This window comes from Pseudomonas sp. GW821-FHT03C07, assembly GCF_059420925.1.
This window is the reverse complement of record NZ_JBWKUQ010000003.1, coordinates 119,380-145,455: the sequence shown is the minus strand read 5'-3', so window position 1 is coordinate 145,455 and position 26,076 is coordinate 119,380. Positions and strand designations below refer to the sequence as shown.

The 26,076-nt window shown below is 61.9% G+C and carries 24 protein-coding genes; all 24 read left to right on the top strand.

All coding sequences use genetic code 11. From position 1 onward, the window contains the following. Positions 1–5 precede the first annotated feature (5 nt). The 24 genes from AC07VG_RS06840 to fliG all read left to right on the top strand — a co-directional run bounded on the left by AC07VG_RS06840 (position 6) and on the right by fliG (position 26,070). Positions 6–863: an NAD-dependent epimerase/dehydratase family protein gene (locus tag AC07VG_RS06840; protein ID WP_495020901.1), complete on the top strand. Its 858-nt coding sequence runs from the start codon at positions 6–8 to the stop codon at positions 861–863. Next, positions 853–1,923, top strand: coding sequence for a class I SAM-dependent methyltransferase (locus tag AC07VG_RS06835; protein ID WP_495020718.1), 1,071 nt, complete (start codon positions 853–855; stop codon positions 1,921–1,923). Before AC07VG_RS06840 ends, AC07VG_RS06835 begins: the two co-directional genes overlap by 11 nt. Before the next feature lie 20 nt (positions 1,924–1,943). After that, positions 1,944–2,678, top strand: coding sequence for a cephalosporin hydroxylase family protein (locus AC07VG_RS06830; RefSeq protein ID WP_495020717.1), 735 nt, complete (start codon positions 1,944–1,946; stop codon positions 2,676–2,678). A gap of 53 nt (positions 2,679–2,731) precedes the next feature. After that, positions 2,732–5,674 (top strand): TIGR00180 family glycosyltransferase, encoded by a 2,943-nt coding sequence (locus AC07VG_RS06825; RefSeq protein WP_495020716.1) that lies wholly within the window; start codon positions 2,732–2,734, stop codon positions 5,672–5,674. A 30-nt stretch (positions 5,675–5,704) separates the two neighbouring features. After that, positions 5,705–6,706 (top strand): UDP-N-acetylglucosamine 4,6-dehydratase (inverting), encoded by a 1,002-nt coding sequence (pseB, locus tag AC07VG_RS06820; RefSeq protein WP_495020715.1) that lies wholly within the window; start codon positions 5,705–5,707, stop codon positions 6,704–6,706. Continuing rightward, positions 6,703–7,872 (top strand): UDP-4-amino-4,6-dideoxy-N-acetyl-beta-L-altrosamine transaminase, encoded by a 1,170-nt coding sequence (pseC, locus tag AC07VG_RS06815; RefSeq protein ID WP_495020714.1) that lies wholly within the window; start codon positions 6,703–6,705, stop codon positions 7,870–7,872. The genes pseB and pseC overlap by 4 nt, the downstream gene beginning before the upstream one ends. Positions 7,873–7,906: 34 nt before the next feature. Beyond that, positions 7,907–8,527 (top strand): pseudaminic acid biosynthesis-associated methylase, encoded by a 621-nt coding sequence (locus AC07VG_RS06810; RefSeq protein WP_495020713.1) that lies wholly within the window; start codon positions 7,907–7,909, stop codon positions 8,525–8,527. Then, on the top strand, positions 8,524–9,234 hold the full coding sequence (gene pseF, locus AC07VG_RS06805) for a pseudaminic acid cytidylyltransferase (RefSeq protein ID WP_495020712.1): 711 nt from the start codon (positions 8,524–8,526) through the stop codon (positions 9,232–9,234). The genes AC07VG_RS06810 and pseF overlap by 4 nt, the downstream gene beginning before the upstream one ends. Then, positions 9,231–10,736 carry a UDP-2,4-diacetamido-2,4,6-trideoxy-beta-L-altropyranose hydrolase gene (gene pseG, locus AC07VG_RS06800; RefSeq protein WP_495020711.1) on the top strand — a complete coding sequence of 502 codons (1,506 nt, stop codon included), beginning with the start codon at positions 9,231–9,233 and terminating at the stop codon, positions 10,734–10,736. The genes pseF and pseG overlap by 4 nt, the downstream gene beginning before the upstream one ends. After that, positions 10,729–11,781 carry a pseudaminic acid synthase gene (gene pseI, locus AC07VG_RS06795; protein ID WP_495020710.1) on the top strand — a complete coding sequence of 351 codons (1,053 nt, stop codon included), beginning with the start codon at positions 10,729–10,731 and terminating at the stop codon, positions 11,779–11,781. The genes pseG and pseI overlap by 8 nt, the downstream gene beginning before the upstream one ends. A gap of 229 nt (positions 11,782–12,010) precedes the next feature. Further along, positions 12,011–12,937 (top strand): ketoacyl-ACP synthase III, encoded by a 927-nt coding sequence (locus AC07VG_RS06790; protein ID WP_494999769.1) that lies wholly within the window; start codon positions 12,011–12,013, stop codon positions 12,935–12,937. Positions 12,938–13,018: 81 nt separating this feature from the next. Next, complete coding sequence (locus AC07VG_RS06785) at positions 13,019–14,311, top strand: motility associated factor glycosyltransferase family protein (RefSeq protein WP_495020709.1); 1,293 nt, start codon at positions 13,019–13,021, stop codon at positions 14,309–14,311. After that, entirely contained in the window at positions 14,308–14,577 is a 270-nt protein-coding gene (locus AC07VG_RS06780) for a hypothetical protein (RefSeq protein ID WP_495020708.1), read from the top strand. Before AC07VG_RS06785 ends, AC07VG_RS06780 begins: the two co-directional genes overlap by 4 nt. 192 nt (positions 14,578–14,769) lie before the next feature. Beyond that, positions 14,770–15,621: a flagellin domain-containing protein gene (locus AC07VG_RS06775; RefSeq protein ID WP_495020707.1), complete on the top strand. Its 852-nt coding sequence runs from the start codon at positions 14,770–14,772 to the stop codon at positions 15,619–15,621. Between the two features lie 73 nt (positions 15,622–15,694). Continuing rightward, positions 15,695–16,066: a flagellar protein FlaG gene (locus AC07VG_RS06770; protein WP_495020900.1), complete on the top strand. Its 372-nt coding sequence runs from the start codon at positions 15,695–15,697 to the stop codon at positions 16,064–16,066. An 82-nt stretch (positions 16,067–16,148) separates the two neighbouring features. Continuing rightward, positions 16,149–17,573 (top strand): flagellar filament capping protein FliD, encoded by a 1,425-nt coding sequence (gene fliD, locus AC07VG_RS06765; RefSeq protein ID WP_495020706.1) that lies wholly within the window; start codon positions 16,149–16,151, stop codon positions 17,571–17,573. 130 nt (positions 17,574–17,703) lie between these two features. Next, complete coding sequence (fliS, locus tag AC07VG_RS06760; RefSeq protein WP_495020705.1) at positions 17,704–18,099, top strand: flagellar export chaperone FliS; 396 nt, start codon at positions 17,704–17,706, stop codon at positions 18,097–18,099. A gap of 10 nt (positions 18,100–18,109) precedes the next feature. Further along, positions 18,110–18,406 (top strand): flagellar protein FliT, encoded by a 297-nt coding sequence (gene fliT / locus AC07VG_RS06755; RefSeq protein ID WP_495020704.1) that lies wholly within the window; start codon positions 18,110–18,112, stop codon positions 18,404–18,406. Between the two features lie 171 nt (positions 18,407–18,577). Beyond that, entirely contained in the window at positions 18,578–20,053 is a 1,476-nt protein-coding gene (locus AC07VG_RS06750; RefSeq protein ID WP_495020703.1) for a sigma-54 dependent transcriptional regulator, read from the top strand. A gap of 128 nt (positions 20,054–20,181) precedes the next feature. Beyond that, positions 20,182–21,378: a sensor histidine kinase gene (locus AC07VG_RS06745; RefSeq protein ID WP_495020899.1), complete on the top strand. Its 1,197-nt coding sequence runs from the start codon at positions 20,182–20,184 to the stop codon at positions 21,376–21,378. After that, on the top strand, positions 21,375–22,787 hold the full coding sequence (locus AC07VG_RS06740; RefSeq protein WP_495020702.1) for a sigma-54-dependent transcriptional regulator: 1,413 nt from the start codon (positions 21,375–21,377) through the stop codon (positions 22,785–22,787). The genes AC07VG_RS06745 and AC07VG_RS06740 overlap by 4 nt, the downstream gene beginning before the upstream one ends. A 132-nt stretch (positions 22,788–22,919) precedes the next feature. After that, positions 22,920–23,249, top strand: coding sequence for a flagellar hook-basal body complex protein FliE (fliE, locus tag AC07VG_RS06735; RefSeq protein WP_103495961.1), 330 nt, complete (start codon positions 22,920–22,922; stop codon positions 23,247–23,249). 21 nt (positions 23,250–23,270) lie between these two features. Beyond that, positions 23,271–25,058: a flagellar basal-body MS-ring/collar protein FliF gene (gene fliF / locus AC07VG_RS06730; RefSeq protein ID WP_494999779.1), complete on the top strand. Its 1,788-nt coding sequence runs from the start codon at positions 23,271–23,273 to the stop codon at positions 25,056–25,058. Then, entirely contained in the window at positions 25,051–26,070 is a 1,020-nt protein-coding gene (gene fliG, locus AC07VG_RS06725) for a flagellar motor switch protein FliG (protein ID WP_100939016.1), read from the top strand. The genes fliF and fliG overlap by 8 nt, the downstream gene beginning before the upstream one ends. Positions 26,071–26,076 lie beyond the last annotated feature (6 nt).

Here is a 26,076-nt window from a genome sequence, read left to right as displayed (position 1 = left end):
GCGGCCTGAAAGTGCTGGTGACTGGTGCGACCGGCTTTGTCGGTCGCCATCTGGTCTCGGCCTTGTTGGCGCGCGGGCATTCGGTACGCGCCGTGGCTCGCGATCCTGAGGCCGCGCGGCAGTTGCCGTGGATCGATGACGTGGAATTCGTCGCCGCCGACGTGCATGCCGCGGACCTGGACCTGAGCACGCTGATCGAGGGTGTGGATGTCCTGGCCCACCTGGCCTGGCCAGGCTTGCCGAACTACCAGGCGCTGTTTCACTTCGAACACAACCTGTTCGCCGATTACCGCTTTATCAAACAGGCGGTCGAGGCCGGTGTGCCCCAGGTCCTGGTGACCGGCACCTGCTTCGAATATGGCTTGCAGAGTGGGCCATTGAGCGAAGCAACGCCGGCGCAGCCGAGCAATCCTTATGGCTTGGCGAAGAACACCCTGCGCCTGTTCCTGGAAACGTTGCGCCAGCAGATACCGTTCAACCTGCAATGGGCCCGGCTGTTCTACCTGTACGGCGAGGGGCAGAACCGCAACAGCCTGCTGGCCAGCCTGGACCGCGCCATCGAGGCCGGGGACAGTCACTTCAATATGTCCGCGGGCGAGCAACTGCGTGATTACCTGGCCATTGAAGTGGCCGCCGATTACCTGGCGCGGCTGCTGGAACAGCGGGAGTTTTCCGGTGTGGTCAATTGTGCCAGCGGCCGGCCGATCGCGGTCCGGACCCTGGTCGAGCAACGTCTGCGCGAGCGCGGATCGTCCATCGCGCTGAACCTGGGCCACTACGGTTATGCCAGTCACGAGCCGATGGCGTTCTGGGGCGTGGCCGAGCGACTGCAACAGCTATTGGGAGTCGAACATGGCGCATGAGTTGTATCGGGCGGGCGACCTGCCGGTCCTGCAGAATCGCACCTTCGCCGACGCGGCTTCGGCCAGGGCTTCGGCCCGTGCCGATATCGTGCTGGTACAGGATGAAGTCAGTGGGTTGATCTTCAACCAGGCCTTCGATGCCGACAAGTTGAGCTACGACAGCGATTACCAGAACGAGCAGGCTCATTCCGGTCAGTTCCAGCAGCACCTGAACGACGTGGAAGGCATCATTGCCCGGCACTTCAAGGGTCGGAGCCTGATCGAAGTCGGCTGCGGCAAGGGTTATTTCCTCGAACTGCTGCGCGGCCTGGGCTACGCCATCACTGGTATCGACCCGGCCTACGAGGGCAGCAATCCCGAGGTGATCAAGGCGCCGTTCACCCGTGGCCTGGGCCTGTCCGCCGATGCCCTGGTGTTGCGCCATGTGCTGGAGCATATCGCCGACCCGCTGGCGTTCCTGGCGGCGATGGCCGAGGCCAACCAGGGCGGGCAGATCTATATCGAGGTGCCGTGTTTCGACTGGATCGTCGAGCACCGGGCCTGGTTCGACCTGTTCTACGAGCACGTCAACTACTTCCGTCTCGATGACCTGCGCCGTTTGTTCGGCACTGTGCATGAGGCCGGACATTTGTTCGGCGGGCAGTACCTGTATCTCGTTGCCGATCTCGGCAGCCTGCGTCTGACGCCGACCGAGCCGGTGCAGCGCCAGCAGTTGCCGGATGACTTCAGCGGCAGCCTGGCCAAGGCGATCCGCATTATTCGCGAAGCGCCCGAACAAGGTTCGTGCATCTGGGGCGCGTCCTCCAAGGGCGTGATCTATTCGCTGTTCCTGCAGCGGGCGGGGGTGGCCGTGGACCAGGTGGTGGATATCAACCCGGCCAAGCAGGGCCGTTACCTGCCGCTCAGCGGTGTGCGCGTGTCGTCGCCGCAGGAAGCCCTGGATACGCTGCCCGAAGGTGCCAACCTGTTTGTGATGAACTCCAACTACCTCGAAGAAATCAAGCGCATGACGGGCGGGCGTTACGTCTACCACGCCGTCGACAGCGCCACCTTTCAATGAACTTTTGCCGAGACTGAACAATGACCAAGACCGTTATGCAAACCTTCGAAGCCGAATGCCTGGCCGAAATCGCCGCCCAGGGCCAGGACGAAAAACTCCAGGGCCTGGCCCGCGACTTCTTCAACGAGTCGGCCAAGCACAAGTACAGCTACCACTTTTCCTGGATGGGCCGGCCGATCATTCAACTGCCCCAGGACATGATGGCGATGCAGGAGATCATCTGGCAGGTCAAGCCGGACCTGGTGATCGAGTGCGGTATTGCCCATGGCGGTTCGATCATCTACTACGCCTCACTGCTGGAGCTGCAAGGCCACGGCGAAGTGCTGGGCATCGATCTTGATATCCGTCGGCACAACCGCGAGGCCATCGAGAGCCATCCGATGAGCAAGCGCATCCGCATGATCGAGGGCTCGAGCATCGAGCAGTCGACCGCCGAGCAGGTCCGTGCCGCCGCCGAGGGCAAGAAGGTCATCCTGGTCCTGGATTCCAACCATACCCACGATCACGTACTGGAAGAGCTGCGCCTGTACGCACCGCTGGTGTCGGTCGGCAGCTACTGCGTGGTGATGGACACCGTGGTCGAGGACATGCCGCCGGAGTTTTTCCCTGATCGTCCATGGGGGCCGGGCGATAACCCGAAGACCGCGGTCTGGGCGTACCTGGAAGAGAACCGTGATTTCGAGATCGACAAACAGCTGGAAAACAAGCTGCTGGTCACCGTTGCACCTGACGGTTACCTGCGCCGGGTTCGCTGAGTCGCAAGATTATCCTGAGTTCATTGGTCGATTCGCAGTTTTGGGGAAAGGTTATGCAAGGCAAGTACGTTTCTGAACAGGCATCGCTTCAGGGGAATGTGCAGCTCCTGGGGGATTTGTTGACCGTGGTGCTGGTCACCCACAATCGGCCGGCGTTCTTGCGCCGGGCGGTGAAGTTCTACAGCGCGTTGCCTTGCAAACTGCTGGTGCTGGACTCCTCCCCGGTGGCCTACGCCGAAGTCGCACAGGGGCATGACTCGATCGAATACCTGCATGTGCCACAGTACGATTACTGGAAACTGCAGAACAAGTTCGCCCATGGCGTGATGAGCGTGACCACGCCGTACATGGTGTTTGCCGCCGACGATGACTTTATCGTTCACGGTGCGCTGACCGAAGCGGTGGCGTTCCTGGAGAACAATGCCGACTACGGCATGTGCCATGGCTACTGCATGATGTACCTGTCGCTGGCGGGCAGCGTCAGTTACTACCGTCGCGACAAGAAAGTCTGTGAGGACTACGGTTCCGAGCGGGCCCAGGATCGGGTGGTGGACTATATGCTCCAGTATTTGCCACCGTTCTATGCCGTGCACCGTACCGCGCTGATGCGCGACTGGCATTCGGCCTTGCCTGAAGGCACCAGTTTCCAATGGCAGGAAATCGGCCATGTCTACTACATGCTCGCCAGGGCCAAGGCGCGGATCCTGCCGATTCCCTATGTGGTCCGTGAGGTCAACTATGGCGATTCGGAACACAGCACCGAGGTCTATCACTCGCTGAGCTACACCGATGCCAAGTCGGTGACCGAGCGCGAAGCCTTTGCTGAGTTCCTGGCCTCTTTGCCCACCGCCATCGAAGGCCTGGATCAAGCCCAGACCAAGGCTTTCGCCCTGGAAAGTTTCGAAGCCATGACCGATAGCCTGCGCACCGGTCGGGCACTGACCATGGAGGGGCTTTTCGAGTCCACCTGGGTCAGCATCAAAGACGCTCCCGTGCGGCGCTTCGGGCCCAAGCAGTACGTGGAAATGCCTTACTACAACCAGGCGTTTTTCGATCAGTTGACCCAGTTCGAATTCCTGCTCCATGCGATGCCGGCCGGTCGTGTGCAGTTGATGGGGCTGGAGGGTGTGTGGACCCGCCAGGACGCCCTGATGCGCGCGCACAACAACGACACCCCGGAAAGTGTGGTGGACCGGCTGTGGCAGGCCCAGGAGTGCAACCTGTTCAACCGCCGGGTGGTCAAGCGCCTGGCCCGGCAACTGGAGAGCCTGGGCGAAGAGGAGGACGCACGGGATATGTTCGCCTGGGCCGAGCGCCTGGACGCCGTTTCCACCGAAGACAATCACGCGACCTTCGAGGCGATGCTCTCGGGACGCCTGCTTGACTGGCTGCAGGTCCGCGAGCCGTCCGCCGGTGAGCTTGAGGCGATAGGCGGTTACCAGGTTGCCCAGGGCAACGGTCCGGTCTTCGGTCTGCTGGTACTGGACCTGAACAACGACATCAGCAAGTTGCAGGTGACCCTCGACAGCCTGCTGGAAGGGCACAGCAAGGCTTTCCGCATCGTCGTCTTCAGCACCGGCGAACCGCAGGCGGCGACGACCTTGCAGAACACCTTGCACTTTATCCGGGTGACTCCGGGCAATCTGGTCGACAAGCTGAACCAGACGATCCGTCAGTTGCCTTGCGACTGGGTGATGCTGACCGAGGCGGGGGACGAGTTCACCACCAGCGGCCTGTTGCGCGCCGGCCTTGAATTGCGTGAGGCCGAGGGCTGTCGTGCGGTGGCCTGTGATGAAATCCAGCGCGACGCCAATGGCGCGCTGAGCGATGTCTTTCGTCCGGGTTTCAACCTCGATCTGCTGCAAAGCGTACCGGCGCTGATGGCCAGGCACTGGCTGATCCGCCGTGAAGTGCTGCTCGAGGCCGGCGGCTACAAGGCCGACTTCAGCAAAGCGCTGGAATTCGATCTGTTGCTGCGTCTGATCGAGCAGGGCGGCATGGCCGGACTGGCCCATCTGGACGAGCCGTTGCTGATTTCCAGCGTGCCGTCGCTCGAAGAGAACGCTCATGAACGCCTGACGCTGATCCGCCACCTGGGCACGCGTGGCTACAAGGCTCAGGTCACGTCCCAGAATCCAGGCAGCTACTTTGTCGATTATCGGCATACCGAGCGCCCGTTGGTGTCGATCATCCTCCACGGCCAGGCTGACTTCGCCGAACTGGAGCGCTGCCTGAACGCGGTCTTGCAAAAAACCCGCTACCTGAAATACGAAGTGCTGGTGGCCGATCACCCAAGCTACAGCGAAGCCCTCGCCAGCTGGCTCCAGGCACAGCCACAGGCCGCCAAGGTCAGTGTGCTGCAATCCGATGGGGCGAGCGCCTCGGTGTTCTGCAACGCGGCGGCCCACCAGGCGTTGGGCGAGTATCTGGTGCTGCTCGCGCAAGACTGCGAAGTGGTCAACCCCAACTGGATCGAGTCGCTGCTCAACCAGGCCCTGCGTCCGGAAGTCGGCGTGGTCGGCGCCAAGCTCTACAGCCGTGATACGAAGGTCTCCCAGGCCGGGCTGATTCTCGGCTTGAACGGCGGCGTCGGTTCGCCGTTTGTCGGCGAGAAGACGGATGCCAAGGGCTACATGCAGCGGCTGACGGTGGAGCAGAACTATTCGGCAGTCTCCGCGGTGTGCCTGATGGTGCGCAAGGCGTTCTTCGAGGCGGTCGGTGGTCTGGACGAAGAGGACTTCGCCGAGGCCTTCGCCGATGTCGATCTGTGCCTCAAGATCGGCCAGATCGGCGGCCTGGTGTCGTGGACGCCGCAAGTGCAGGTGCTCCACCCGGGCTGCCTGCCCGAGGCGCCACGCGCCCTGGCCGCCCTGCGCGAGAAGTGGGCGGCGAACTTCCAGCACGATACCGCCTACAACCCACACCTGTCCTTGACAGGCAAGGGCTTCAGCCTGGGCAGCGCCAGCCCGGTGGGCTGGGCGCAGTTGCTCGTTTAAGCCTGGCAGACAGTTAAAGGGACTCACGGTATGTTCAACGGCAAATCGATTTTCATCTCTGGCGGCACCGGCTCGTTCGGTCGCAACTTCATCCGTCGTCTGCTGGAGCAGTACCAGCCGCGGCGGGTGGTGGTGTTCTCGCGCGACGAGCTCAAGCAGTACGAGATGCAGCAGACGTTCAACGCGCCGTGCATGCGCTATTTCCTCGGTGATGTCCGGGATGCCGAGCGCTTGCGCCTGGCCATGCGCGGTATCGATTTTGTCGTGCATGCCGCGGCCCTGAAACAGGTGCCGGCGGCCGAGTACAACCCCACCGAATGCATTCGCACCAATGTCAACGGTGCGGAAAACATCATCGCCGCGGCCATCGATAATGGCGTGCAGAAGGTGGTCGCCCTGTCCACCGACAAGGCGGCCAGCCCGATCAACCTCTACGGGGCCACCAAGCTGCTGTCGGACAAGCTGTTTGTCGCCGCCAACAATATCGCCGGCGAGCAGGCGACCCGCTTTGCCGTGGTGCGCTACGGCAACGTGGCGGGTTCACGGGGGTCGGTGGTGCCGTTCTTCAGCAAACTGATTGCCGAGGGGGCCCGGGAACTGCCGATCACCGACGAGCGCATGACCCGCTTCTGGATCACCCTCGACCATGGCGTGCAGTTCGTGCTCGACAGCTTTGCCCGTATGCACGGTGGTGAAGTGTTCGTACCGAAGATCCCGTCGATCCGCATCGTTGACCTGGCGTCCGGCATGGCCGCGCACCTGCCGCACAAACACGTGGGCATTCGACCGGGTGAGAAGCTGCATGAACTGATGGTACCGCTGGACGATGCTCGTATGACCCTGGAATTCGCCGACCATTACACCATCCAACCGTCGATTCGTTTCACCAGCGTTGATGTCGATTTCGCCGTGGATGGTCTGGGTGAACAGGGCAAGGCGGTGGGCGAGGACTTCGAATACCGTTCCGATACCAATCCGGATTTTCTCAACGTGATGCAGATTGCCGATCTGCATGCCGGGCTGCCGGTATGACGCCTTATCAGATTCCTTATGGTTGCCAGAGCATCGAACAGGACGATATCGATGCGGTGGTCGCGGTGCTCAAGTCGCCCTGGTTGACCCAGGGGCCGACCATCCCGCGCTTCGAGGCGGCACTGGCCGAACATTGCCAGGCCGATTTCGCCGTGGCGGTGTGCAATGCCACGGCGGCCTTGCATATAGCCTGTCTGGCGGCGGGCTTGGGGCCGGGAGACCGCCTGTGGACCAGCCCGAATACTTTTGTCGCGTCGGCCAACTGCGCTCGCTACTGCGGCGCCGAAGTGGACTTCGTCGACATCGACCCCTTGACCTTGAACCTCGATGCCGGCCTGCTGGCGCAGAAACTGGAGATCGCCCAGACCAGCGGGCATTTGCCCAAGGTGGTGGTGGCCGTGGCCTTTGCCGGCCAGAGTTGCGATATGCGCCGCATCGCCGAATTGTCCGAGCGTTATGGCTTCACGCTGATCGAGGATGCATCCCATGCGGTCGGCGCGTCGTACCTCGGGCGACCAGTGGGTTGTGGTGCCTTTGCGGCGATGACCATCTTCAGTTTCCATCCGGTGAAGATCATCACCTCGGCCGAAGGCGGCATGGTGCTGACCAATCGCCCCGAGCTGGCCGAACGTTTGCGCCGTCTGCGCAGCCATGGGATTACCGCCGATCCGGCGCAGATGAATGTCCCTGCACAGGGGCTGTGGTACTACCAGCAACTGGAGCTGGGCTTCAATTACCGGATGACCGACCTGCACGCCGCGCTGGGCCTGTCGCAAACAGCCCGGCTCGACAGCTTTGTCGCCCGTCGCCGTGAACTGGCCGGCCGTTATGACCGCTTGTTGGCCGACCTGCCGCTGCAACTGCCGGTGGCCCAGGCCGGCGCCGAGTCAGCCTGGCACCTGTATGTGGTGCGCTTGCAGCTGGAGCGGATCCAGATCAGCCAGCGTGAAGTGTTCGAGCGGTTACGGGCAGCCGGCATCGGCGTGAACCTGCATTACATTCCCGTGCACCTGCAACCCTACTACCGCGAGCAGGGCTTCAAGGCCGGTGACTTCCCCGAAGCCGAGCGCTACTTCGGCGAAGCCCTGAGCTTGCCGTTGTTCCCGCTGCTGACTGAAGCGCAGCAGGACTACGTGGTCGAACAATTACGAAACCTTGTCGGTTAAACGACGCTCAATGGCCCTAGGATAAATACCCGACATGCGTGAGTTCAGCGAACAGGAAGTGTTCTGGCGTGGCGAGTTCGGCGATCAATATGTGGGCCGCAACCAGGGGCAGGCGCTGGTCGCCGCCAACCTGGCGCTGTTCGCCAAGGCCCTGGCGCGTACCGGCCGGCTGGCCAGCCTGCTGGAACTGGGCACCAACACCGGCAACAACCTGCAAGCCTTGCATCAGCTTCTGCCCGCATGTGCCCTGCAGGGCGTGGAGATCAATGCCAAGGCCTGCGAACAGGCACGCGAGTTGGGCATCGCTGAGATCTGGCACGGCTCGTTGTTCGATTACCCGCGCGAGCGTAGTTTCGACCTGACCCTGAGCAAGGGTGTGCTGATCCACCTGGCGCCCGAGCTGCTGGCGACGGCCTATGAGCAGCTGTATACGCTGAGCGGGCGCTATATCCTGATTGCCGAGTACTATAACCCGGTGCCGGTGGAAGTGTCCTATCGTGGTAACAGCGGCAAGTTGTTCAAGCGCGACTTCGCTGGGGAAATGCTCGATCGTTACCCGGACCTGCAACTGCTGGACTACGGTTTCAGTTATCACCGCGATCCGCAGTTCCCGACCGACGATATCAACTGGTTCCTGCTGGAAAAACGCCCTTGAGTGCGATTGCAATCATTCCGGCGCGTGGTGGCAGCAAGCGCATCCCGCGCAAGAATCTCAAGCTGTTCCATGGCGAGCCGATGATTGCCCGCTCGATTCGCCTGGCGCTCGATTCGGGCCTGTTCGAACACGTGATCGTCAGCACCGATGACGAGGAAATCGCTGCCCTGGCCCGGGCCCGGGGGGCAGAGGTGCCGTTTATCCGTCCGGCGGCGCTGGCCGATGACTTCACCGGCACGGCGGCGGTGATAGCCCATGCGGTGCAAGCCTTGCAACAGGTCGGTTACGTTTTTGAGCATACCTGCTGCATCTATGCCACGGCGCCGCTGTTGCAGGCGCGTTTTTTGCGCCAGGGGCTGGATCTGCTCGAGGCCCATGCCGAAAAGTCCTTTGCCTTTTCGGTCTGCGAGTTCGGTTTCCCGGTACAGCGTGCCTTGACCCTCAGCCAGGATGGCGCGCTGACGCCGCTGTATCCCGAACATCGACAGACCCGTTCCCAGGATTTGCCCCGTGCCTTCCAGGATGCCGGACAGTTCTATTGGGGGCGTAGCGCGGCCTGGCTGCGCGGCGACGTGCTGTTTTCGGAGAAAAGCCTGCCGGTTATCCTGCCGCGCCATCTGGTCCAGGACATCGACACCGACGAGGATTGGCGGCGCGCCGAGTATCTTTACAGTGCCTTGTTGGCCGGAGGAGAGTTGCAAGCATGAGAGTGCTGATCCGCGCGGATGCCTCGCCTGCTATTGGTAGTGGGCATGTGGCGCGCTGCCTGAGCCTCGCGCAGGTGCTGCGCAGTGGCGGCGCCGAAGTGTTGTTCGCCTGTCGGGCCTTGCCCGGCCACTCGTTGGCGCGTATCGCCGAGCAGGGCTTTCGTGCCCTGTCATTGCCGGCCGAGTATGCGGGTGAGGAGGCTGGCGCGGACATCGCGGCGCCGCTACCCTGGCAGGCGGATATTGCCGCCCTGGGCGCCTGCCTGGTGGCCGAGCCCGGCTTCGACTGGATCATCGTCGATCACTATGGCCTCGATCATGCCTGGCAAACCGCCGCGCGCCAGTGGGCGCGGCAAATCGCGGCGATCGATGACCTGAACAATCGCCGGCATGCGGTGGACCTGCTCTTCGATCAGAACTTCACCGCCAACGATGCCGAGTACGCCAATCGCTGCTTGCAGCCTTGCCGTGAGCTTTTCGGTCCGCGTTACGCGCTGATTCGCGACGAGTTCTGCCAGGGCCCGGTGCCCATCGCCAGGCAACCCCGTCGGGTGCTGGTGAATTTTGGCGGGTTGGATGCCGCCGGCGAAACCTGGAAAGCCATGCGCGCCCTGGCGGATTTCAGCGCGCTGGAAGTGGATTTTATCGCCGGCACCGCCAACCCGATGCTGGCGTCGATCCAGGCCATGGCGGCTGATCGTCCGCAGTGGCGGGTGCAGACCTTTGTCAGTGATTTCGCCGCGTTGATGGCCCGGGCCGAGCTGTTTATCGGTGCTGGTGGCGGTACCAGTTGGGAGCGCGCGGTCCTCGGCCTGCCGACCCTGTGCATTGCCGTGGCGGAAAATCAGCGCGCGAATGCCGAGCGACTGGCGACGGCCGGGGTGCATGTCTATCTGGGCAGCAGCGACGAGGTGGATGTCGAGAGCCTGCGCCAGGCCATCGGTTTTGTTCTGGGTAATGTCAGTCTGCGGCGTAGCCTGGCCGAGCAATCGCGGCGCCTGGTGGATGGGCTGGGCGCGCGCCGCTTCGCCGTGGCCTTGGCTGGCACCAGCCTGGTGTTGCGTGCGGTCACTGTGGAGGATTCGCGGTTGTTGTTCGATGGTCGCAATGCCGAGTCGGTGCGGCGTGTCTCGTTGAACCCTGAGCCCATCGGTTGGGCGGCGCATCAGGTCTGGCTGGCCGCCAGCCTGCGCAGCCCCAGGCGTCTGCTGTTGATCGCCGAGGCCGCGGATGGTCCGGTGGGCGTGCTGCGCTACGATCTGGCGGGCAGTCGCGCCGAGGTCTCGCTGTATCTGTTTCAAGGCCGCGCCGGCCTCGGCTGGGGCCGGGCGCTGCTGGCCCGTGGCGAAGCCGCCGTAGGTGAACACTGGCCACAGGTGACGGTGATCGACGCCCTGGTACTGCCGGACAACCCGGCTTCCCTCGAATTGTTCCGTCACGGTGGCTATGTCCAGTCGGCCTGCCGTTTCGAGCGTGTGATAAAGGATCAGCAGCATGACTAGTTTCAAGATCGGCCAGCGGCTGATCGGCCCGGACGCGCCACCGTTCATCATTGCCGAGATGAGTGGCAACCATAACCAGTCGCTGGAGGTGGCGTTGCGGCTTGTCGAGGCCGCGGCCAAGGCCGGTGCCCATGCGCTCAAGCTGCAAACCTACACCGCCGAGACCATGACCCTGGACCTGGACGAAGGCGAGTTCTTCATCCAGGACCCGGCCAGCCTCTGGGCCGGCTCGTCGCTCTATGCCTTGTATGAAAAGGCCCATACGCCCTGGGAGTGGCACGCGCCGCTCTTCGCCCGCGCCCGGGAGTTGGGCATGCTGGCGTTTTCCACGCCCTTCGATGAAACGGCGGTGGACTTTCTCGAAAGCCTCGACGTGCCGGCCTACAAGATCGCCAGTTTCGAAAACACCGATCTGCCATTGATCCGGCGCGTGGCGGCGACCGGCAAACCGCTGATCATTTCCACTGGCATGGCCAGCGTCGCCGAGCTCGATGAAAGCGTACGCGCCGCCCGGGCCGCCGGTTGCCAGGACCTGGTGCTGCTCAAATGCACCAGCACCTACCCGGCCAGCCCGGCAAACAGCCATGTGCGGACCATTCCTCATCTGCGCGAATTGTTCGGCTGCCAGGTCGGGTTGTCCGATCACTCCATGGGCGTGGGGGTGGCGGTGGCGGCGGTGGCGCTGGGGGCGACGGTGGTGGAGAAGCATTTCACCCTGGATCGGGCCGATGGCGGTGTGGACTCGAGTTTTTCCCTGGAACCCGCGGAACTGGCCAGCCTGGTCGTCGAGACCGAACGGGCCTGGCAAGCCCTGGGGCAGGTGCACTATGGCGTCACCGAGGCCGAACGCAAGTCCCTGGTGTATCGGCGCTCGTTGTATGTCACCCGCGATATGGCGGCGGGGGAAACCTTCAGCGCCGAGAATCTGCGGGCGATCCGCCCCGGCCTGGGACTGGCGCCCAAGCATCTCGACGCCGTGCTCGGACGCAGCGCCCGGCAGGCCCTCAAGCGCGGCACGCCACTGGCGTGGTCGCTGGTTGAATAAGCCTTTGTAGGGATGATTCGGCAAAATAGCGTGACCTGCGAGTCATAACGCGCATCTTCACTGTATTGTATTGACCTGGAAGATGGCGCCTGGCTCATGACCGGTCCGGTGTTAGCCTTTTGTTCTTCCGGCAGCCGCCCCTCCGTGGGCGGCGTCAAATCTCTGTTTGTCGGCAGCCCTCGGTTCTGGTGAGCGAGGGTTTTCAGCTGTTTATTATTGGGAAGCCGTAATGATTGGCATAAAGAGCATTGCGAGCTACGTGCCTGTAGCCGGCGTGGACAATTACGCACAAGGTGCAAAATTCGAGAAGGATGAAGCGTTCATCCTGGGCAAGATCGGTTCGGCCTTCCTGCCCCGCAAGGATGACGAGCAGGAAACCTCGGACCTGTGTGTCGAGGCGGTGAACGCGCTGTTCGCCCGCAATCCCGAGCTCAAGCGCGAATCCATCGATGTGTTGATCGTGGTCACCCAGAACGGTGATGAGGAAGGCCTGCCGCATACCGCCGCCATCGTCCAGGACAAGCTTGGCCTGCCCACCAGCGTGGCCGCATTCGATATCTCCCTGGGCTGCTCCGGTTATGTCTACGGCATTTACGCGATCAAGGGTTTTATGGAAGCCGCGGGCCTGAAGAACGGCCTGCTGGTGACCGCCGACCCGTATTCGAAGATTGTCGACCCGGAAGATCGCAACACCACCATGCTCTTCGGTGATGCGGCGACGGCCACCTGGATGGGTGAAGACGCGCCCTGGCAGTTGGGCAAGGCCAAGTTCGGCACCGACGGGTCCGGCGCGCCGCACCTGAAGGTCAGCAACGGCGTATTTTTCATGAACGGTCGCCAGGTGTTCAACTTCGCCCTGCTCAAGGTTCCGGCGCACCTGCACGAGTTGCTCGAGGAGTCCGGCTTGCAGGCGGACGATATCGATGCGTTCTGCATTCACCAGGGCAGCGCGGCGATTGTCGATGCCGTGGCACGGCGTTTCGAGGGCGAGCCCGAGAAGTTCATCAAGGATATGGTCGAGACCGGTAACACGGTGTCATCGAGCATTCCGCTGTTGCTGGAAAAACATGTCCTGGACTCGACCTGGAAGCGCGTGGCCCTCAGTGGCTTTGGCGTGGGTTTGTCCTGGGGCTCGGCGATTATTCATCGGCGTTGATTGCATAAGGTCGCAAAAGGGCGCTTCAGGTGAGATAACCTTGAGCGCCATTTTTTTGCGCGGATGTTGAGTGAGGCCGGCATGAGCGAATATTTCGAACAGAATCTGCAGGTCATTGGCGACCGCTGGCCGGGCTTGCTCGCGCGGCTGTTGGCCGAGGACGGCGCGGCATTGTCGGTCGAACTGGTGGAAGGCTTGGGTTCGACCCTGAGCGTGGGCGGCATTCAGCTCACCAGCCGGCATGATCGCCTCGCCGAGGCCCGCCTGCAGGCCGCCAGCCTGCCGTCGCGGAGTCCCTTGCTGCATGTGTACGGCACCGGGTTGGGGGACCTGCAGCAGGTCCTGCTGGAGCTGCCGACGCTGCAACGCCTGTGTGTGCATGTCCTCAATGGGGCGCTGTTCAAACGGGTGCTGGGGCTGTTGGATCAGCGCCCATGGCTGAGCGATCCACGGGTCGAGCTGAGCTATGCCGCCGACCATCCCGAGATTCTCTTGCCGTTTTTCGCGCTGCCGGCCGAACTGGTGCTGGCCGATGATGACAATGCGCGGATGCGTGATCGGCTGGTCGGCGAGGTGCACCTGACCTTCAACAACCGCGAGTTCGATCCGCAGTCCGCGGAAATTCTCCAGCGCCTGCGGGACACCCGCGAGGTATTTGGCGCGGACCGCGATGTCGCCGAGCTGTTTTCGACCCAGGTGGGCCGGCACATCTATGTGATTGGCACCGGGCCGACGCTGGAGCAGCAGTTCGACAAGTTGCGCGCGATCAGCGAGCAAGCGGAGCGGCCGTTGTTCATCAGCGTCGACACCGCCTACCGGCCATTGCGTGAGCAGGGGATCAGGCCGGATATCGTGGTCAGCATCGACCAGCGCATCGGTTTCCGGCATTTGCCCGTTGAAGCATCCGACGGCATTCCCCTGGTCTATATGCCGATGAGCGATCCGCAGGTGCTGCAGGCCTGGAAAGGCCCGCGCTACGGCGGCTATTCCATCAGCCCGATCTATGCCTCGGTGCGTGAGCAGTGCCAGCGCGGCCTGTTGTTCGTCGGCGGCAGCGTGCTGCACCCGGCGGTCGACCTGGCGGTGAAGATGGGCGCGGCGCGGATCACCCTGTTCGGCGCTGACTTCGCCTTTGCGCTGAACAAGACCCATGCGGGCTGGAAGGATGGCGATCTCGGCCCGGGTGTCGACCTGGCGCGGCACTGGGTACTGGACGGTCAAGGGCAACGGGTCAGGACGCAGTTGAACTTCCGTCGTTACCTGGTGGAACTGGAGCGCTATATCGCCCGTCATCCGCAGGTGGCGTTCCTTAACAGCAGCCGGGCGGGGGCAGGGGTCGTCGGCGCCGGGTTCGACCCGGAGTTTGTCCAATGAGCCGGCTGGGGCAGTGTATCGACGAGGCCCGCGAATGCGCCGGGCTGTTTCGTCTGGGGCGTGATGTGGAGGCGGCCTTGAACATGGTCGAGGTGTTCGACGCCGCGCGGTTGGCGTTGGAGAGTGCGCCGCAGGCCGTGCGGCAGCAGTGGGCGCAACTGCTGACGTGCATGCTGGTTTGCCAGGAATCCCAGGACTGGTTGGGGCTGGCCGACTGGATGGAGTATGAGCTGGTGGGGCTGCTGGAATCGGCGGCACTTCCCTGACGTCATTTTTCCTTCTGGGGTGGGGCGCCAAGCCCTTGTTTTCCAAGGGGTGGCAGGGTGATGGCAAAATTTTTGAAAAAAGCCCTCAAGCAACTTGCAATCCCGACGATAACTATTACGAAGGTTCTCTAGGCCATACCCGGCGCTTGCCAGGGCCGGAAGCCGCAGTACCCAACCAACGAGGATTTCGTCATGTCTTTAAGCGTAAATACTAACGTCACTTCCCTGGCTGTTCAGCAGAACCTGAACCACGCAGCCGGCGCGCTCTCCACCGCCATGCAGCGCCTGTCTTCCGGCCTGAAAATCAACAGCGCCGCGGACGACGCCGCTGGTCTGCAGATCTCCACTCGTATGAGCAGCCAGATCCGCGGCCAGACCGTTGCGATCAAAAACGCCAACGACGGTATCTCCCTGGCACAGACCGCTGACGGCGCGATGGCAACCGACACCGACATTCTGCAGCGTATGCGTGAACTGGCTGTTCAAGCCCGTAACGGTACCAACAGCACCGCCGACCAGACCGCGACCAACTCCGAATTCGCCCAGATGTCGGACGAATTGACCCGTATCTCCGCAAGCACCCAGATCAACGGCAAGTTCCTGCTGAACGGTTCGGCTGGCGTGGTTACCCTGCAAGTGGGTTCCAACACCGGTTCGGCCAACCAGATCAGCCTGACCCTGAGCTCCAAGTTCGACGCCGTCAGCCTGTCCGTGGACAGCGGTACCCTGGTTCTGACCGGTGCTACCAGCGCCGCCGCAGCCTCCAACATCGACAACGCGATCACCGCGATCGACGCTGCAATCGCCTCCATCGGTGCTACCCGCGCCAACCTCGGTGCTTCGCAGAACCGTCTGACCAGCACCATCTCGGTCCTGAACAACGTGACTCAGAACGTGACCGCTGCACAGGGCCGCGTACAAGACACCGACTTCGCCGCTGAAACCGCCGAGCTGACCAAGCAGCAAACCCTGCAACAGGCTTCTACCTCGGTTCTGGCTCAGGCCAACCAACTGCCTTCCGCTGTACTGAAGCTGCTTCAGTAATTTCGGAATGAGTTTTGGCGGGGGGGTGTGCTGGTCGCACTCTCTCGCTTTTTCACGTTGAGAGGTGATGGATATGGACATGAGTGTGAAGCTTGGTCTGTCTTACCCCGCTGTTACGCCGGCCAGTTCCAGTCCTGTTGCCGACAAGCCGGTATCGGCCACGGCGGCGCCTCAGGCGGTTCCGGTAAAACCGGTTTCGGCCACCAGCAATGATTCGGATTCTTCCGACAGACTCAAAAAGGCTGTGCAGGATATCGAGAAGTTCGTTCAATCGATCAAGCGCAACCTGGAATTTTCCATTGACGAGCACTCCGGGCAAGTCGTGGTCAAGGTGATCGCCAGCGACAGCGGCGAGGTGGTTCGACAGATCCCCTCCGAGGAGGCCTTGAAACTGGCTGACAGCTTGAGTTCGGCGAGCAATGTGCTGTTTGATGCGAAAGCCTGACAGCTGGCATGAATCGTGTGTGCAGTTGCTTTGGGCGCTGGTAAAGGTCAAAAGACTGGCTGCAAATTGAAGGGAGACAAGCATGGCAAGTCCAATTACACCGTCTGTGGGCCTGGGTTCCGGCTTGGATATCGGTTCGATCGTGACCGCGTTGGTCGGCGCCGATAAATATGCCGCGCAGAACCAGATAACCACGTCGCAAGCAACCAACACGCTGAAGCTTTCTGGCGTGGGCTCGCTGAAAAGTGCGCTGACGACCTTCCAGACCGCACTGACCAACCTCAATAGCACGACCACTCCGCAGTTCGCCGGCTTCTCGGCAACCTCGGGATCGCCGTCCGTATTGACGGCCACTACTGACAATACTGCGGTAGCCGGTAACTACAGCATTACGGTGGGTAATCTCGCCACCAGTTCGAAGGTTTCCAGTGCTTCTTTTGCCGGCGGTGCAACCAGTGCCATTCCGAGTGGTACCCTGACCATCAGTCAGAATGGCACTAATTACAATGTCACCATCCCGGCCAATGCAACGCTGCAGAGCACCCGTGACGCGATCAACTCCACGCTGTCAAGCAACGGTATTTCCGCCAACATCGTGACCGACAGTAGCGGCGCTTCGCGTCTTGTGTTCGGTTCCACCGTCACCGGCGCGGGCTCCGACTTGTCGGTCAGTGGCATTGCCGGCCTGACAATCGACGGTACCCAGACAATGGCCAATCCCCCGACAGCGTCAAGCTCGGGGGCGGTCAATGGTCTGGCCAAGGATGCCAGTATCACCATTGACGGCCTGACGGTCACCAGCAAGACCAATACCGTCACCGGTGCCATCAGTGGTATGACACTGAATCTGCTCTCGGGAACGGGGACCTCGGTGGTCACCGTGGGCACCAACACCAGCGGTCTGCAGACCTCGATCCAGACGTTCGTGACCGCCTACAACAGCTTGATGACGACCATCGGCACCCTCAGTGCGCCAACGAAGGATGCCAAAGGTAATAGCGTGTCGGCGGCGTTCACCGGCGATTCCATGCCTCGTGCGCTGATTGCCAGTATCCGTGGCGTGCTCACCACACCTGGACCGGGCAGTAAGTTGGCGGTGCTCTCGCAACTGGGTGTCGGGACTGATCCGGTTACGGGGCAGTTGAACTTCAACTCCACCACGTTCACCAGGGCCATGACTACTGATGGTCTGAGCGGCCAGGTGCAGACGTTGTTTAGCGGTACCACCGCCAAAGCGGGCGCGGATGGTGTGTTGGCGCGGATGACCGCGGCGATCACCCCCTACGTCCAGACCGGTGGTTTGCTCGATCAGCGCAGCACCAGCTTGAACACCCAGGCCAGCGCCCTGACGAGTCAGCAAACGGCGCTGGATCTGCATGTCAGTAGTCTGACCGCGACCCTGACGGCCAAGTACAATGCCATGGATGCGTTGGTCGGGCAGTTGAAGGCGACCGCCACCAGTATCACGTCGTTCTTCACTTCGTTGACCGCGTCGAAGTCGGGCTAATCCCTGTTCGACCGCCAGAAACCCGGCTGCGTTTAGCGCGTGCCGGGTTTTTGCCTTCTGGGTCTAAAGTTTTATGACTCAAAGGCGATACACTTCTTATACGAACCCTTGAGTGGTAATGAGGTAGAACATGAATCCTATGCTAGCCCTTCGGCAATACCAGAAGGTGGGAGCTCAGGCACAGACCTCCGAGGCCAGTCCTCACCGTCTGGTGCAGATGTTGATGGAAGGAGGCCTGGATCGTATCGCCCAAGCCAAAGGTGCCATCGAGCGCAAGGACATCCCCACCAAGGGGGTCGCCATCGGCAAGGCCATCGATATTGTCGGTGGTTTGCGCGAAGGCCTGGATCTGGAAAAGTCAGCTGACTCGCTGACGGATCTGGACAACCTTTACGCCTATATGATGACGCGCCTGCTGCAAGCCAATGTCCACTCGGACATCCAGATGCTCGACGAAGTCGCCGGCCTGCTCACCACGGTCAAGGAAGGCTGGGACGCCATCGCACCACCGGGTCCGCAGTTCTGAGGAGTGCATCATGAGTCTTGTACTGCAGCGTATCGAAGAAACCCGCGAAGCCCTGGTAAGGGCTTTGGCCGGGCGTGACTGGGAAGCAATCACCCAGCTGGATCTGGACTGCCGCGCGTGCATGGAAGACGTGCTTGGCGAGACTGGGCTGGATGAGGATGCGCTGCGCGTCAAACTTGAGGAATTGTTGCATGTTTATCGGCAGCTGCTGGAAGCGGCGATGACCGAACGCCAGTCGATAGTCGATGAGATGTCGAAGATCCAGCAAGCAAGGAGCGCTGCAAAGGTTTACCATCTGTTCGGTTAATGTTGGGTTAATCGAACCGTATTGCGCCATAAATTTGACTATGTACGCTTTTTTGACTTAACTAGTGCTGTTTCCAGATTTCAGTCGTCCTTGGAGGCCCTGTCCGGCCTCGGATGTCTAGCTTGCCCCACCCATACCGGGCATCGAGTTGACTAGGGAAGTTGCTATTGCATGTGGCGTGAAACCAAAATTCTGCTGATTGATGACGATAGCGTTCGCCGCCGCGACTTGGCGGTGATCTTAAATTTTCTCGGCGAAGAAAATATTTCCTGCACCAGCGATGACTGGCAGCAGATGGTCGGCTCTTTGTCGTCCAGTCGCGAAGTGCTGTGTGTCCTGCTTGGGACTGTCAACGCCGCGAGCGGAGTGACTGGCTTGCTTAAGACACTCTCAACCTGGGATGAGTTCCTTCCGGTGTTGCTCCTGGGTGATATTTCTTCTGCCGACCTGCCCGAAGACCAACGCCGCCGGGTGTTGTCCAGCCTGGAAATGCCCCCCAGCTACAGCAAGCTGCTCGACTCCCTGCATCGTGCCCAGGTCTATCGCGAGATGTACGACCAGGCCCGTGAGCGCGGTCGGCAGCGCGAGCCGAACCTGTTCCGCAGTCTGGTCGGTACCAGCCGTGCCATCCAGCATGTGCGCCAGATGATGCAGCAAGTGGCCGACACCGATGCCAGCGTGCTGATCCTCGGCGAGTCCGGCACCGGCAAGGAAGTGGTAGCGCGCAACCTGCACTATCACTCCAAGCGCCGCGACGCACCTTTCGTGCCGGTGAACTGCGGGGCGATCCCGGCCGAGTTGCTGGAAAGCGAGCTGTTCGGTCACGAGAAGGGCGCCTTCACCGGTGCCATCACCAGTCGTGCCGGGCGTTTCGAGCTGGCCAACGGCGGTACGCTGTTCCTCGACGAAATCGGCGATATGCCGTTGCCGATGCAGGTCAAGCTGCTGCGTGTGCTGCAGGAACGCACTTTCGAGCGTGTCGGCAGCAACAAGACCCAGAGCATCGACGTGCGGATCATCGCGGCCACCCACAAGAACCTCGAGAGCATGATCGAGGTCGGCAGCTTCCGCGAAGACCTCTACTACCGCCTGAACGTGTTCCCCATCGAGATGGCGCCGCTGCGTGAGCGGGTCGAAGATATTCCGTTGCTGATGAACGAATTGATCTCGCGCATGGAGCACGAAAAGCGCGGCTCCATCCGTTTCAACTCGGCGGCGATTATGTCGCTGTGCCGGCACGCCTGGCCGGGCAACGTCCGCGAACTGGCCAACCTGGTGGAGCGCATGGCGATCATGCATCCGTACGGGGTGATTGGTGTCGCCGAGTTGCCGAAGAAATTCCGCTACGTCGATGACGAAGACGAGCAACTGGTGGACAGCCTGCGCAGCGATCTCGAAGAGCGGGTCGCGATCAATGGCCATACCCCGGACTTCACCACCTCGGCGATGCTGCCGCCCGAAGGCCTGGACCTCAAGGACTACCTCGGTGGTCTGGAGCAGGGGCTGATCCAGCAAGCGCTGGACGACGCCAATGGCATCGTGGCCCGCGCCGCCGAGCGCCTGCGTATTCGTCGTACCACCCTGGTGGAGAAGATGCGCAAGTACGGGATGAGCCGTCGCGAGGGCGATGAACAGGCGGATGATTGACGCCTGTTTTTCAACCTGTTGAAAAACGGCTGGTTTTTTTTCGGCACGGGTATTGCTAAGTCTCTTGTAACGTTCCGTTTAAATGACGGTCAGCCAAGCGAGAGAGCACCATGCCCCAAGCCGCCCCGATGTCACCTGTCCCTGAAGCCGCGGGATCCTCGTCGTCCGTCGAGCAGGTCGGCCGGTTGGGCCTGGAGCAGGCCTTCTCGCTGTTCAATCAGATGTCGACGCAACTCAACGACTCCTACAGCCTGCTCGAAGCCCGGGTCACCGAGCTCAAGGGCGAGCTGGCCGTGGTCAGCGCCCAGCGCATGGCGGAACTGGCGGAAAAGGAACGCTTGGCCAATCGTCTGCAGAACCTGCTCGACCTGTTGCCGGGCGGGGTCATCGTCATCGATTCCCATGGCATTGTCAGTGAAGCCAATCCGGCGGCCCGGGAGCTGCTTGGTCTGCCCCTGGTCGGTGAGCTCTGGCGCCAGGTGATTACCCGTTGCTTCGCTCCGCGTGAAGACGACGGCCATGAAATATCCCTCAAGGACGGTCGGCGCCTGTCGATTTCCACCCGTTCGCTGGATGCCGAGCCGGGTCAGTTGGTGCTGCTCAACGACCTGACTGAAACCCGTCGCCTGCAGGATCAGTTGGCCCGGCATGAGCGCTTGTCATCGCTGGGGCGGATGGTCGCGTCCCTGGCGCACCAGATCCGCACACCGCTCTCGGCGGCCTTGCTTTATGCCAGCCACCTCACCGAACAGGCTTTGCCAGTGGAGACCCAGCAGCGTTTTGCCGGGCGCTTGAAAGAGCGCCTGCATGAACTGGAGCACCAGGTGCGCGACATGCTGGTATTCGCCCGTGGCGAACTGCCGCTAACCAACCGGCTGACACCCAAAGTGCTGATGCAGGCGCTGCAAGCCGCGGCACAGACCCATGTCCAGGGCGCCGCCGTGCGCTGGCAGTGCGACAGCCATGTCGGCGAGTTGTTGTGCAACCGCGACACCCTGGTGGGGGCACTGTTGAACCTGATCGAAAATGCCCAGCAGGCCAGCACCGGCGAGGCGCGCCTGAAGGTGCACCTGTACGCCCGTGGCAGCACCTTGCGCCTGTGCATCAGCGACAACGGCGCGGGTATCGAGCCGGCGGTGCTGGCGCGCCTGGGCGAACCCTTCTTTACCACCAAGACCACCGGTACCGGCCTCGGTCTTGCCGTGGTCAAGGCCGTTGCCCGGGCGCATCAGGGCGACATGCAATTACATTCACGGCCGGGGCGTGGCACCTGTGCGATGGTCTGCCTGCCGCTGATTCCCGGCGCCATGGAGGCTCAAGAATGAAACCGCTGCTCAAGGTCCTGCTGGTCGAGGACGATCATGCCTTGCGCGAAGCGCTGGCCGATACCCTGCTGCTGGCCGGGCATAGCTTCCATGCGGTCGGTTCGGCCGAGGAAGCGCTGGAGGCGGTGGCCGCGGAGTCGTTCGGCCTGGTGATCAGCGACGTCAATATGCCGGGCATGGATGGCCATCAGTTGCTGTGCCTGCTGCGCGCGCGCCAGCCGCAGTTGCCGGTATTGCTGATGACCGCCCACGGGGCGGTGGAGCGGGCGGTGGATGCGATGCGTCAGGGTGCGGCCGACTACCTGGTCAAGCCATTCGAGCCCAAGGCCCTGCTCGACCTGGTGGCGCGGCATGCCCTGGGACAGTCGGGCGCGGTGGACGGTGAGGGGCCGATCGCTTCGGAGCCGGCCAGTGCGCAGTTGCTCGAGCTGGCGGCACGGGTCGCGCGCAGTGATTCGACCGTGCTGATCTCAGGGGAGTCCGGCACCGGCAAGGAGGTGCTGGCGCGGTATATCCATCAGCAATCGCCGCGTGCCAGTCAGCCGTTTATTGCCATCAACTGCGCGGCGATTCCCGACAACATGCTTGAGGCAACCCTGTTCGGTCACGAAAAGGGCTCGTTCACCGGCGCCATCGCGGCCCAGGCCGGCAAGTTCGAGCAAGCCGATGGCGGGACCCTCCTGCTCGATGAGATTTCCGAAATGCCCCTGGGTCTCCAGGCCAAGCTGTTGCGCGTGCTCCAGGAACGCGAGGTCGAGCGGGTCGGTGCACGCAAACCGATCAGCCTGGATATCCGCGTGGTGGCTACCACCAACCGGGACCTGGCCGGGGAAGTGGCGGCGGGGCGTTTCCGTGAAGACCTTTACTATCGCCTGTCGGTTTTTCCGTTGGCCTGGCGCCCGTTGCGCGAGCGTACCGCCGATATTCTGCCACTGGCCGAACGTCTACTTGCCAAGCACAGCGCCAAAATGAAACATGCAACTGTTCGACTGTCACCCCAGGCGCAGGCCTGCCTGATCGGTTATCCGTGGCCGGGCAATGTGCGTGAATTGGACAATGCGATCCAGCGGGCGCTGATCCTGCAACAGGGCGGGTTGATCCAGGCCGAGGATTTCTGCCTGGTCGGCCCGGTTGGTGCGGTGTCCATGCCAGGGCTCGTGGTGACCGCCAGGCCGTCTGTCGGTGAGTCGGTAGGGGTCGAGGCGGTGGCGGGGGAGCAGGCGGGTGGCCTGGGCGACGACCTGCGTCGGCGTGAATTCCAGATGATCATCGACACCCTGCGCGCCGAGCGCGGGCGGCGCAAGGAAGCCGCCGAGCGACTGGGTATCAGCCCGCGTACGCTGCGCTACAAACTGGCGCAGATGCGCGATGCCGGAATGGATGTCGAAGCCTATCTGTTTGCCACGTAAGTCGATTCAGGCTCGCGCGTCGTGTATCGGATTTTGTTCGAGGACGACAAGGAGCTGGCACCCTTGTTGCTAACCCTTCACTAACTGCTGCACAAGTGTCAAAAAATTGCAGGTCGCCGGAGAGAGACGTTCATGAGCCAGGGTGTTGAATTTAATCGATTGATGCTGGACATGCGCTCCATGCAAATGGATGCCATGGCTCAACCCAAGTCGGCCGTGGCCGCGCCGGAAGTCAGCGGTAGCAGCTTCTCCGATTTGCTCGGCAATGCCATCAACAAGGTCAACGACGTGCAGCAAGCCTCTGGCCAGCTGTCCACCGCATTCGAAATCGGCAAGAGCGGGGTCGATCTGACTGACGTCATGATCGCCTCGCAAAAAGCCAGCGTCTCGTTCCAGGCCTTGACCCAGGTGCGCAACAAGTTGGTCCAGGCGTATCAAGACATCATGCAGATGCCGGTTTAAGGGTTAGGGACGTAAACAGTCATGGCAGAAGTTCTCGCCGATAACGTACCGGCCAAGTCCGGCCCCACAGACGGTAAACCGCCGCTGTTCGGGTTGTCCTTTCTGGAAAATCTTTCCGAAATGACCATGCTTCGTCAGGTTGGCCTGATGGTCGGCCTGGCGGCGAGCGTGGCGATCGGCTTTGCCGTGGTGTTGTGGTCCCAGCAGCCCGACTACCGGCCGCTGTATGGCAGCCTGGCCGGTATGGATGCCAAGCAGGTCATGGAAACCCTGGCGGCGGCAGATATTCCCTACACCGTCGAGCCGAATTCCGGCGCGCTGCTGGTCAAGGCCGATGACGTCTCCCGTGCCCGTCTCAAGCTGGCCGCGGCTGGCGTGACGCCGAGCGATGGCAATATCGGTTTCGAAATCCTCGACAAGGACCAGGGCCTGGGTACCAGCCAGTTCATGGAGGCGACCCGTTATCGTCGCGGCCTGGAAGGCGAATTGGCCCGGACCATTTCCAGCCTGAACAACGTCAAGGGTGCCCGCGTGCATCTGGCGATCCCGAAAAGCTCGGTGTTTGTGCGCGATGAGCGTAAACCCAGTGCTTCGGTACTGGTCGAGCTGTATTCCGGTCGTTCCCTGGAACCCGGGCAGGTGGTTGCCATTATCAACCTGGTGGCTACCAGCGTTCCGGAGCTCAACAAGTCGCAGGTCACCGTCGTCGACCAGAAGGGCAACCTGCTCTCCGACCAGGCGCAAAACTCCGAATTGAGCATGGCCGGCAAGCAGTTCGATTACAGCCGGCGTGTGGAAAGCATGCTCACCCAGCGGGTGCACAACATCCTGCAACCGGTGCTGGGTAACGACCGCTACAAGGCCGAAGTCTCCGCCGACGTGGATTTCAGCGCCGTCGAGTCGACCTCCGAACAGTTCAACCCTGACCAGCCGGCGCTGCGCAGCGAGCAATCGACCACCGAACAGCGCACCGCCAGCAATGGCCCGCAAGGCGTGCCGGGGGCCTTGAGCAACCAGCCGCCAGGTCCGGCCAGCGCACCGCAGACCACTGGCGGTGCTGGCGCTTCGACCGGGGCCATTGCTGCTGGTCAGCCATTGCTTGATGCCAATGGCCAGCAGATCATGGATCCGGCCACCGGCCAACCGATGCTGGCGCCGTATCCGGCGGACAAGCGTCAACAATCGACCAAGAACTTTGAACTGGATCGCTCCATCAGCCACACCAAGCAACAGCAGGGTCGCGTGACTCGTCTGTCGGTGGCGGTGGTGGTCGACGACCAGGTCAAGATCAACCCGGCCAATGGCGAAACCACCCGTGCACCGTGGAACGCCGACGAACTGGCGCGCTTCACTCGCCTGGTCCAGGACGCCGTCGGTTTCGACGCCAGTCGCGGCGACAGCGTCAGCGTGATCAACGTGCCATTCTCCGCCGAGCGCGGTGAAGTGATCGCCGATATTCCGTTCTACTCGCAACCCTGGTTCTGGGATGTGGTCAAGCAGGTACTGGGTGTGCTGTTTATCCTGGTGCTGGTGTTCGGTGTGTTGCGTCCGGTGCTCAACAACATCACCGGTGGCGGCAAGGGCAAGCAGTTGGCCGGTTTCGGCGGCGACGTCGAACTGGGCGGCATGGGCGGCCTGGATGGCGAGCTGGCCAACGACCGGGTCAGCCTGGGCGGTCCGCAAAGCATCCTGCTGCCGAGTCCGAGCGAAGGTTATGACGCACAGCTGAACGCCATCAAGAGTCTGGTAGCCGAAGACCCGGGCCGTGTGGCACAGGTCGTCAAAGAGTGGATTAACGCCGATGAGTAATAACGCCGCCGTCAACCAGAAGCTGACCCGGGTCGACAAAGCCGCGATCTTGCTGCTGTCGCTGGGCTCCACTGATGCTGCACAAGTGTTGCGCCACATGGGGCCCAAGGAAGTCCAGCGGGTCGGCGTGGCGATGGCGCAGATGCGCAACGTGCACCGCGAGCAGGTCGAACAGGTCATGAGCGAGTTCGTCGAGATCGTCGGCGACCAGACCAGCCTGGGCGTCGGCTCCGACGACTACGTACGCAAGATGCTCACCCAGGCCCTGGGCGAAGACAAGGCCAACGGCCTGATCGACCGGATCCTGCTGGGCGGCAATACCAGCGGCCTGGACAGCCTCAAGTGGATGGAGCCGCGGGCGGTGGCGGACGTGATCCGTTACGAGCACCCGCAGATCCAGGCGATCGTCGTGGCTTACCTCGACCCCGACCAGGCCGGCGAAGTACTGAACAACTTCGACCACAAGGTGCGCCTGGACATCATCCTGCGGGTCTCGTCGCTGAACACGGTGCAGCCGGCGGCGCTCAAGGAACTCAACCAGATTCTCGAGAAGCAGTTCTCCGGCAACTCCAACGCGGCCCGTACCACCTTGGGCGGTATCAAGCGTGCCGCGGACATCATGAACTTCCTCGACAGCTCGATCGAAGGCCAGTTGATGGACTCGATCCGCGAAGTCGACGAGGACCTGTCGACCCAGATCGAAGACCTTATGTTCGTCTTCAACAACCTGTCCGATGTCGACGACCGTGGTATCCAGGCGCTGCTGCGCGAAGTGTCTTCCGACGTGCTGGTTCTTGCACTCAAAGGCTCGGATGAAGGCGTCAAGGAAAAGATCTTCAAGAACATGTCCAAGCGTGCGGCGGAACTGCTGCGCGACGACCTCGAAGCCAAGGGTCCGGTTCGCGTCAGCGACGTGGAGACCGCGCAGAAGGAAATCCTTACCATCGCCCGCCGTATGGCCGAAGCCGGAGAAATCGTGCTCGGTGGCAAGGGCGGCGAAGAGATGATCTAAGGATCA

Bases quoted from the DNA above. Each gene is read 5' to 3' on its own strand.
- fliE (WP_103495961.1), top strand. From the start codon at position 22,920: ATGAGCCAGGGTGTTGAATTTAATCGATTGATGCTGGACATGCGCTCC.
- AC07VG_RS06835 (WP_495020718.1), top strand. From the start codon at position 853: ATGGCGCATGAGTTGTATCGGGCGGGCGACCTGCCGGTCCTGCAGAAT.
- pseB (WP_495020715.1), top strand. From the start codon at position 5,705: ATGTTCAACGGCAAATCGATTTTCATCTCTGGCGGCACCGGCTCGTTC.
- AC07VG_RS06810 (WP_495020713.1), top strand. From the start codon at position 7,907: ATGCGTGAGTTCAGCGAACAGGAAGTGTTCTGGCGTGGCGAGTTCGGC.
- AC07VG_RS06825 (WP_495020716.1), top strand. From the start codon at position 2,732: ATGCAAGGCAAGTACGTTTCTGAACAGGCATCGCTTCAGGGGAATGTG.
- AC07VG_RS06740 (WP_495020702.1), top strand. From the start codon at position 21,375: ATGAAACCGCTGCTCAAGGTCCTGCTGGTCGAGGACGATCATGCCTTG.
- fliD (WP_495020706.1), top strand. From the start codon at position 16,149: ATGGCAAGTCCAATTACACCGTCTGTGGGCCTGGGTTCCGGCTTGGAT.
- pseG (WP_495020711.1), top strand. From the start codon at position 9,231: ATGAGAGTGCTGATCCGCGCGGATGCCTCGCCTGCTATTGGTAGTGGG.
- AC07VG_RS06770 (WP_495020900.1), top strand. From the start codon at position 15,695: ATGGACATGAGTGTGAAGCTTGGTCTGTCTTACCCCGCTGTTACGCCG.
- AC07VG_RS06830 (WP_495020717.1), top strand. From the start codon at position 1,944: ATGACCAAGACCGTTATGCAAACCTTCGAAGCCGAATGCCTGGCCGAA.
- AC07VG_RS06775 (WP_495020707.1), top strand. From the start codon at position 14,770: ATGTCTTTAAGCGTAAATACTAACGTCACTTCCCTGGCTGTTCAGCAG.
- fliS (WP_495020705.1), top strand. From the start codon at position 17,704: ATGAATCCTATGCTAGCCCTTCGGCAATACCAGAAGGTGGGAGCTCAG.
- pseI (WP_495020710.1), top strand. From the start codon at position 10,729: ATGACTAGTTTCAAGATCGGCCAGCGGCTGATCGGCCCGGACGCGCCA.
- fliT (WP_495020704.1), top strand. From the start codon at position 18,110: ATGAGTCTTGTACTGCAGCGTATCGAAGAAACCCGCGAAGCCCTGGTA.
- fliG (WP_100939016.1), top strand. From the start codon at position 25,051: ATGAGTAATAACGCCGCCGTCAACCAGAAGCTGACCCGGGTCGACAAA.
- pseC (WP_495020714.1), top strand. From the start codon at position 6,703: ATGACGCCTTATCAGATTCCTTATGGTTGCCAGAGCATCGAACAGGAC.
- fliF (WP_494999779.1), top strand. From the start codon at position 23,271: ATGGCAGAAGTTCTCGCCGATAACGTACCGGCCAAGTCCGGCCCCACA.
- AC07VG_RS06785 (WP_495020709.1), top strand. From the start codon at position 13,019: ATGAGCGAATATTTCGAACAGAATCTGCAGGTCATTGGCGACCGCTGG.
- AC07VG_RS06745 (WP_495020899.1), top strand. From the start codon at position 20,182: ATGTCACCTGTCCCTGAAGCCGCGGGATCCTCGTCGTCCGTCGAGCAG.
- AC07VG_RS06750 (WP_495020703.1), top strand. From the start codon at position 18,578: ATGTGGCGTGAAACCAAAATTCTGCTGATTGATGACGATAGCGTTCGC.
- AC07VG_RS06780 (WP_495020708.1), top strand. From the start codon at position 14,308: ATGAGCCGGCTGGGGCAGTGTATCGACGAGGCCCGCGAATGCGCCGGG.
- AC07VG_RS06790 (WP_494999769.1), top strand. From the start codon at position 12,011: ATGATTGGCATAAAGAGCATTGCGAGCTACGTGCCTGTAGCCGGCGTG.